Origin of the sequence: uncultured Methylobacterium sp., from assembly GCF_964242245.1 — a bacterium.
Lineage (GTDB): Bacteria > Pseudomonadota > Alphaproteobacteria > Rhizobiales > Beijerinckiaceae > Methylobacterium.
In genome coordinates, this window is sequence record NZ_CAXTBY010000152.1 from 1 (window position 1) to 6998 (window position 6998).

A 6998-nucleotide genomic window follows, 5' to 3' on the forward strand; every position below is an offset into this window, starting at 1 on the left:
ACGGGCGGCTCGGCGGAGAACCTCGACCTGTTGCGCGCGGGAAAGGTGGATCTCGCCCTCGTCCAGGGCGAGTTCGCCTACGCGGCGCTCGCGCCGCAGGACGGCGCGCCCGGCCTCACCGTCGTCGCGCCGATGTACGCGACCCCCGGCCTGTTCGTGGTGCCGTCCGCGAGCCCGGTGACGGCGGTCGCGGACCTGCGCGGACGGCCGGTCGCCCTCGGCACGCGGAATTCCGGCCTCACTGTGATGGGCCGCGCGGTGCTGGCCGCCTCCGGCATCGACCCCGAGCGCGAGATCGCCCCGATCCTGCTGGAGCATGCCGGCGACGGGCCCGCGATGGTGGCCGACGGGCGCGCGGCGGCCCTCTGGGGCGGCGGCCTCGGCTGGCCGGGTTTTTCTGCCGTCGCCGACGCGCCGGGCGGCGCGCGCTTCATCGGTCCGTCACCCGAGGCGATCGAGAGGGTGCTCACCGGGCGCGCGTCGCTCCGGCGGATGACGGTGCCGGCCGGCAGCTTTCGCGGGCAGGACGTGGCCATCGAGACCGTCGGCTCATGGAGCCTCGTCCTGGCCCGACCCGGCCTCGACCCGGAGGCCGCCCACCGGCTGATCGCGGCGATCGACCGGGCCGGCGGGGGCCTCGCGCGGCGCCTGCCGCAGGGCCGCGACAGCGATCCGCGGAACCTCGCCGCCGCCGTCCTGCCCGCGATGCTGAATCCCGGCACGGCGCGCTACCTCGCGGAGATCGGCGCGCCCGCGCGCTGAGCCGACCCTACGGCAAGCCCTTCGTCGGCGGCGTCGGAGGCGCTTCCTTCAGGAGCGTCACCGTCACCCGGCGGTTGGGGGCGATGTAGGGGTTGTCGGGAAACATCGGCTCGGTGTCGGCCTTGCCCGTCACCGAGGCGAAGCGGTCGTCGGGGACGCCCGCGCCGGCCAGGATCTCGCGCACGCTGATCGCGCGGCTGGCCGAGAGCTCCCAGGGCGGCGCGGGCGGGCGGTGCCCCGGCCGGTCGGTGGCGGTGAAGCCGGTGATCGCGATGCGGTTCGGCATCTGCCGCAGGGCCGGCGCGAGCTTCTCGAGGAGGCGGCGCGTCCGCTCGGTCGGGCGGCTGGAGCCCTCCGGGAACATCGCGCGCCCGTCCTGGTCGACGATCGAGAGGTCGAGGCCGCGCTCCGTCTTGCCGATCATCACGTTCTTGGAGAGCTCGGCGATCTCGGGCAGGTCCTGGAGCGCCTGGCGCAGGGATGCCGCCGCCAGCCCGAAATTCTCCGGCTCGCCCTTGTCGGTTAGGCCGTACTCGCTGGTCTGGTTGTTCTTGGGCGGCGTCGTGCGGTCGGTGGCGGTCTCCGGCGGGATGTCGCGCAGGTACTTCACGTGGTCGGCCGCCGGCAGCCCCTCCGCCTCGATGATGCCGGCAAACCGCGACTCCTTGTTGACGCCGAAGGCGTCGCGCATCGAGCCCGCCACCGCCTGCATCTTCTTCTGATCCTGCGTCGAGTACGCCGCGATCATCACGAAGAAGCTCATCAGCAGCGCCATCAGGTCGGCGAATGTGACGAACCAGCCGTGGCCGCCGTGCGCGCCGCCGCGCTTCTTCTTAGCCACGGGACGCGGCCCCTGTTCGACCTCGACGAGCAGGGCCTCCCGACCTGAGCGCGGGTCCCCTCTCCCGTGCGGGAGAGGGACAGGGTGAGGGACGCGACCTGTTCGGAGAGACCTGATCCCTCACCCCAATCCTCTCCCGCACGGGAGAGGGGGTCCGTCGCGCCGACCGCGTCCCCTCGGTGACGCGGTCTCTCAGCCCGAACGGATGAGGGCAGGGCCGCGCCGACGGCCGACGGCCGCCGGCGCGCGCGCAGAACTCCCGGAAATCCTGGCGCCGCCACGCGTGCGGAGGAAAATCCCTCACGCCGCCGCCTCGGCCATGTCCTCGCGGGTGTTGTGCGGCAGGTAGGCGATCAGCATCTCGCGCACGAGCGACGAGCTCTTCTGGTCGCGGATCAGCAGGATGCCGTCGATGATCAGCGAGCGCGAAACGTCCTCCTCCTCGAGCTTGAGGTGGAGCTTGTCGGCGATCGGCAGGGTGATCATGTTGGCGATCAGCGCCCCGTAGAGGGTGGCGAGCAGCGCGGTCGCCATGGCGGGCCCGAGCTTCGACGGGTCGGACATGTGGGCGAACATCGTCACCATGCCGAGGATGGTGCCGATCATCCCCCAGGCCGGCGCGCAGTCGCCGAAGGCCCGGTAGATCTTCGAGCCCTCGTCGAGGTGCATGAGGAAGTTGTCGCGGTCGCGTTCCATCGTGTCGCGGATGAAGTCGCGGTCGTAGCCGTCGGCGATGTAGCGCGCCCCTTGCGCCAGGAATGGGTCGGAGATCTCCAGGTTCTCCAGCGCCATCGGCCCGGACTTGCGCACGATGTCGGCGATCTTGGTGATCTCCTCGATCAGCTCGCGGGGCTTGATCGCGCGCATGGTGAAGGCGAAGCGCAGGCCCATCGGCAGGCCGTGCAGGATCGTCGAGAACGGGAAGCGCATCATCGTCGCCATGGTGGCGCCGCCGAAGATCACGATGAGCGCGTGCTTGTCGTAGTAGGCGCCGAAATCGCCGCCATCGATCATGATCAGCGTGAAGACGACGCCGAAGCCGCCGAGCAGCCCCACACCGGTTGCGAGATCCATGACCGTGACGCCTGACGCGAGAATTCGGCCGCGTGCGCGGATCGTGCGCTTGTGGACCGCTCAGGCTCAGGGTTAGGAAATCTTGCTGAACGAACCGTAAAGGCGGCCCCACGCCGCGGCGCCCGTCAGGCGCCGTTCAGCCAGCCCCTGGCATAAGCCGTGTCGCGCCAGGAGATTGGAAATCCCGCAAACCGGGATTCGCGTCTGACCGGCCTCTCGCCCGGACGGTCCTCGGACCCGCCGGGCGCGAACGAAGAACAAGCCCGTGCCGCGTCCGCGGACCGGGCAAGGGGGTAGCGGCGCGAGGTCCGGTCAACACGGGCGGCGCCGGGGTCGGTTCGGAGCTGACATGTCGCTGGTTCGTCTGTACGTGCGCGTCCTGGGTCTCCTGGGCAACGACAGGCGCTTGGCCGTGGGCCTGGGCGTCGCCAACATCGCGCTGGCGGTCGCGGCCTTCGCCGAACCCCTGATCATGGGCCGTATCATCGACGGGCTCACCCACCTCAAGCGCGGCGGCAACGGCCTGCAGACCATGCTGCCGCTGATCGCGGCTTGGGTGGGCTTCGGCTTCTTCACGATCGCGGCCGGCGTCGCCATCGCGCTCCACGCCGACCGGCTCGCCCACCGCAACCGCCTCGCGACGATGGCGAACTACTTCGAGCACGTCCTCGACCTGCCGCTCGCCTTCCACTCGGCCAACCATTCCGGCCGCGTGCTCAAGGCGATGCTGGAGGGCACGAACGGCATGTCCGCCCTCTGGCTCGGCTTCTTCCGCGACCACTTCGCGGCGCTCGTCTCACTCGGCGTGCTGCTGCCGCTGACCCTGTTCGTGAACTGGCACCTCGGCGCGATCCTGCTCGTGCTGGTGCTGGTCTTCACCGCGCTCACCACCTTCGTCATGCGCCGCACCGAGACGCTCCAGGGCCGGGTCGAGTTCTTCAATTCGGGGCTCGCTGCGCACGCCTCCGACGCGCTGGGCAACGTCGCGGTGATCCAGTCCTTCACCCGCGCCAAGGCCGAGAAGGACGCGATGCGCACCATCATCGGCGACCTGCTCGCCGCGCAGATCCCGGTGCTGTCGTGGTGGGCGCTCGCCAACGTCGCGACGCGGGCCTCGTCCACCATCACCATGACCGCGGTCTTCGTCACCGGCATCGTGCTCTATCAGTCCGGCTCCACCACGGTCGGCGAGGTCGTGGCCTTCATGAGCCTCGCCACCGCCTTGGTCTCGCGCCTCGACCACATCGTGAGCTTCGTCAACGGCCTGTTCCAGCAGGCGCCGAAGATCGCCGAGTTCTTCGCGATCTTCGACACCGTGCCGGCCGTGGGGGATCGCGCCCACGCCGTCCACGTCGCCCGCTTCGATGGCGACGTGGAGTTCGACGGGGTCGGCTTCTCCTACGACGGCCGCCGCAAGGCGCTCGACGGCGTGTCCTTCACGGCGCGCGCCGGCGAGACGGTGGCGCTCGTGGGCACCACCGGCTCCGGCAAGTCGACGACGCTCGGCCTCCTGCACCGCAGCTTCGATCCGCTGGCCGGCGCGATCCGCATCGACGGCACCGACATCCGCGACGTCGGCCTCGCCAGCTTGCGCCACAACATCGGCGTGGTGTTCCAGGAGCCGATGCTGTTTGCCCGCTCGATCCGCGAGAACCTGCAGGTCGGCCGCCCCGACGCCACCGACGCCGAGATGCTCGATGCGCTGGAGCGTGCCCAGGCCTCCGCGTTCATGGCCCGCCAGCCCGACGGGCTCGACACCGTGATCGGCGAGCGCGGCCGATCCCTGTCGGGCGGCGAGCGCCAGCGCCTCTCGATCGCCCGGGCGCTCCTCAAGAACCCGCCGATCCTGATCCTCGACGAGGCGACGAGCGCGCTCGACGCCGCCACCGAGCGCCGCCTCCAGGGCGCGCTGGAGGCCGTGATGGAGGGCCGCACCACCTTCGTCATCGCCCACCGCCTCGCGACGATCCGCAACGCCGACCGCATCCTCGTCTTCCACGAGGGCCGGATCGTCGAATCGGGCACCTTCGACACCCTGGTCGCGCAGAACGGCCGCTTCGCCGAACTGGCCCGGGCGCAGTTCATGGCGGCCGAGGCCGAGGAAGGCCCGATGGCCCTGGCGGCGTGATCGTGCCTGCGGTTCGTAAGAGTAGCCGCGAGGGCGGTTCCGTACTCACGCAGGAGAGGCTCCGGTGAGCGCTCTGCCGGTCCGGGATGCTCTGCCGACAGTGTTTCCGTGCGGGTGCGAGCGGCAGGGGTAACCAAACCGGCCCGCCCGGAGACACGACGCCGGCAGGACACGGTGCGCCGTCACCGCAGCTTGAGGGCGCCGCTTCCGGGGGGGCTCACCACGGGCGATGCGGGGCTCACCTGCCGAGCCGCGGCATGTCAGCCGGTGCAGTCCGTCGGTTTTGCCCGAGGAAGGGGTTGGCGCGCCCACGGGGAATCGAACCCCGGTCTGATCCGTGAGAGGGACCTGTCCTAACCGCTAGACGATGGGCGCAGCACGCGCCGGCACATCACGCTATCGGCCGGCGAGGGGTTCGTATAGCGACGGGTCGGCGGCGGAGCAAGCGCCGCGCGCGGCCTTTTCCGATGCAATGACGGGCGACGGGAGCGGAGTGTTGGCGGTGCGCGGCGATGGCGAGCGGCAGGCGGTGGTCGGGCCGGAGACGGCGCGTACGCGCCTCGACCGGGCGCTGGCCGCGGCCTTTCCCGACGTGTCGCGGGCCCGCCTCCAGGACCTCGTACGGGAGGGCCGCGTCCGCCGCGACGGGGCGACGGTGCGCGATCCCGCCGCGAAGGTCGGCCCGGGCGCCCGCCTCGCGCTGACGGTGCCCGAGGCGGTGGCGCCCGAGCCCCTGCCGGAGGCGCGCCGCCTCGTCATCCCTTACGAGGACGACGACCTTGTGGTGGTGGACAAGCCCGCGGGGCTCGTGGTCCATCCCGCACCGGGGCACGAGGCCGGCACCCTGGTCAACGCGCTGATCGCGCATTGCGGGGCGAGCCTGTCGGGGATCGGCGGCGTGCGCCGTCCCGGCATCGTCCACCGCCTCGACAAGGACACCAGCGGGCTGATCGTCGTCGCCAAGAACGACGCGGCCCATCAGGGCCTCACCGCGCAGTTCGCCGACCACGGCCGCAGTGGACCCCTGGAGCGGGCCTACCAGGCGCTGGCCTGGGGCGTGCCGGAGCCGCGCGTCGGCACCATCGACGCCAGTCTCGCCCGCAGCCAGCGCAACCGCGAGAAGATCGCGGTGGTCCGCGCCGGCGAGGGCCGCCGCGCGGTGACGCACTACGCCGTCGAGGCGGCCTACCCCGAGGCCTGCCTCCTGCGCTGCCGCCTGGAGACCGGCCGCACCCACCAGATCCGGGTGCACCTGAGCCACCGCGGCCATCCGCTGCTGGGAGATGCCGTCTACGGCAGCGCCTTCCGCACCAAGGCGGCGCGGCTGGCCGAGCCCGCGCAGGCCGCCCTCGCCGCGCTCGGGCGCCAAGCGCTGCACGCCGCGCTCCTCGGCTTCGCCCATCCGCGGACGGGGGACCCCCTTCGCTTCAAGAGTCCGCTGCCCGCGTCGATGGCGCGCCTCGTGAGAGCACTCGCGGCGGAGTAACCCGATGCCGCGGGGAGCGAATTGACGATCGCATCCGCGCCCCGGCAGTCGAGCCGAGACGCGATCCAGGTGCGCAACGGCACCGCGATCCGCGACCTTTCGTGTCAGCGTCGACCTTCCGAGGCCGTGACGCGTTGATGTCGCTGTTCGCGTGTTCGACCCGCTACCGGCTCGGCGCATTCCCCGTTACGGTGCGGATCGGGAAGCCGGCTCACGGAGTGCGCCCGCACGCCGCGTCCGCCCATCCGGGGGACCATCCAGGGAGATTGCCATGGCCGGCGCATTGCCCGTGCTCGCCAACGAGGGTGGGCTGTCCCGCTACCTCGACGAGATCCGCAAGTTCCCGATGCTGGAGCCGACGGAGGAGTTCACCCTCGCCAAGAACTGGCGCGACGGCGGCGACCGCGAGGCCGCCCACCGCCTCGTGACTTCGCACCTGCGGTTGGTCGCCAAGATCGCCATGGGCTATCGCGGCTACGGCCTGCCGATCGGCGAGGTGGTGTCCGAGGGCAACGTCGGCCTGATGCAGGCGGTCAAGCGCTTCGACCCCGACAAGGGTTTTCGCTTGGCCACCTACGCGATGTGGTGGATCAAGGCAGCGATCCAGGAATACATCCTGCGCTCGTGGTCGCTCGTGAAGATGGGGACCACGGCCAACCAGAAGAAGCTGTTCTTCAACCTGCGCAAGGCCAAGGGCAAGATCTCGG

6 protein-coding genes and 1 tRNA gene are annotated in these 6998 nt (G+C 71.1%); 4 read left to right on the forward strand and 3 right to left on the reverse strand.

Annotation, left to right across the window (positions count from 1 at the left end):
- The coding region (locus ACFE8Y_RS19880; protein ID WP_375466102.1) for a TAXI family TRAP transporter solute-binding subunit at window positions 1–762 on the forward strand (762 nt) is incomplete at its 5' end.
- Between the two features lie 7 nt (window positions 763–769).
- Here the strand turns inward: ACFE8Y_RS19880 and ACFE8Y_RS19885 are convergent.
- A complete protein-coding gene (locus tag ACFE8Y_RS19885; RefSeq protein WP_375466103.1) occupies window positions 770–1603 on the reverse strand; it encodes a flagellar motor protein MotB in 834 nt (277 codons plus the stop codon).
- Between the two features lie 300 nt (window positions 1604–1903).
- A complete protein-coding gene (locus ACFE8Y_RS19890) occupies window positions 1904–2677 on the reverse strand; it encodes a motility protein A (protein WP_375466104.1) in 774 nt (257 codons plus the stop codon).
- Window positions 2678–3026: 349 nt separating this feature from the next.
- Between ACFE8Y_RS19890 and ACFE8Y_RS19895 the strand changes: the two genes are divergently transcribed.
- On the forward strand, window positions 3027–4805 hold the full coding sequence (locus ACFE8Y_RS19895) for a glucan ABC transporter ATP-binding protein/ permease (protein ID WP_375466105.1): 1779 nt from the start codon (window positions 3027–3029) through the stop codon (window positions 4803–4805).
- A 300-nt stretch (window positions 4806–5105) separates the two neighbouring features.
- On the opposite strand, the gene ACFE8Y_RS19900 is transcribed toward ACFE8Y_RS19895, so the two are convergent.
- Window positions 5106–5180 (reverse strand) — tRNA-Glu (locus ACFE8Y_RS19900).
- Window positions 5181–5277: 97 nt separating this feature from the next.
- Between ACFE8Y_RS19900 and ACFE8Y_RS19905 the strand changes: the two genes are divergently transcribed.
- Window positions 5278–6291 carry an RluA family pseudouridine synthase gene (locus ACFE8Y_RS19905; protein WP_375466106.1) on the forward strand — a complete coding sequence of 338 codons (1014 nt, stop codon included), beginning with the start codon at window positions 5278–5280 and terminating at the stop codon, window positions 6289–6291.
- 271 nt (window positions 6292–6562) lie between these two features.
- On the forward strand, window positions 6563–6998 hold a 436-nt coding region (locus ACFE8Y_RS19910), incomplete at its 3' end, for an RNA polymerase factor sigma-32 (RefSeq protein ID WP_375466107.1).

What these genes read in the sequence shown, in the direction of transcription:
- ACFE8Y_RS19905 (WP_375466106.1), top strand. Translation starts at nt 5,278, where the DNA reads ATGACGGGCGACGGGAGCGGAGTGTTGGCGGTGCGCGGCGATGGCGAG.
- ACFE8Y_RS19895 (WP_375466105.1), top strand. Translation starts at nt 3,027, where the DNA reads ATGTCGCTGGTTCGTCTGTACGTGCGCGTCCTGGGTCTCCTGGGCAAC.
- ACFE8Y_RS19890 (WP_375466104.1), bottom strand. Translation starts at nt 2,677, where the DNA reads ATGGATCTCGCAACCGGTGTGGGGCTGCTCGGCGGCTTCGGCGTCGTC.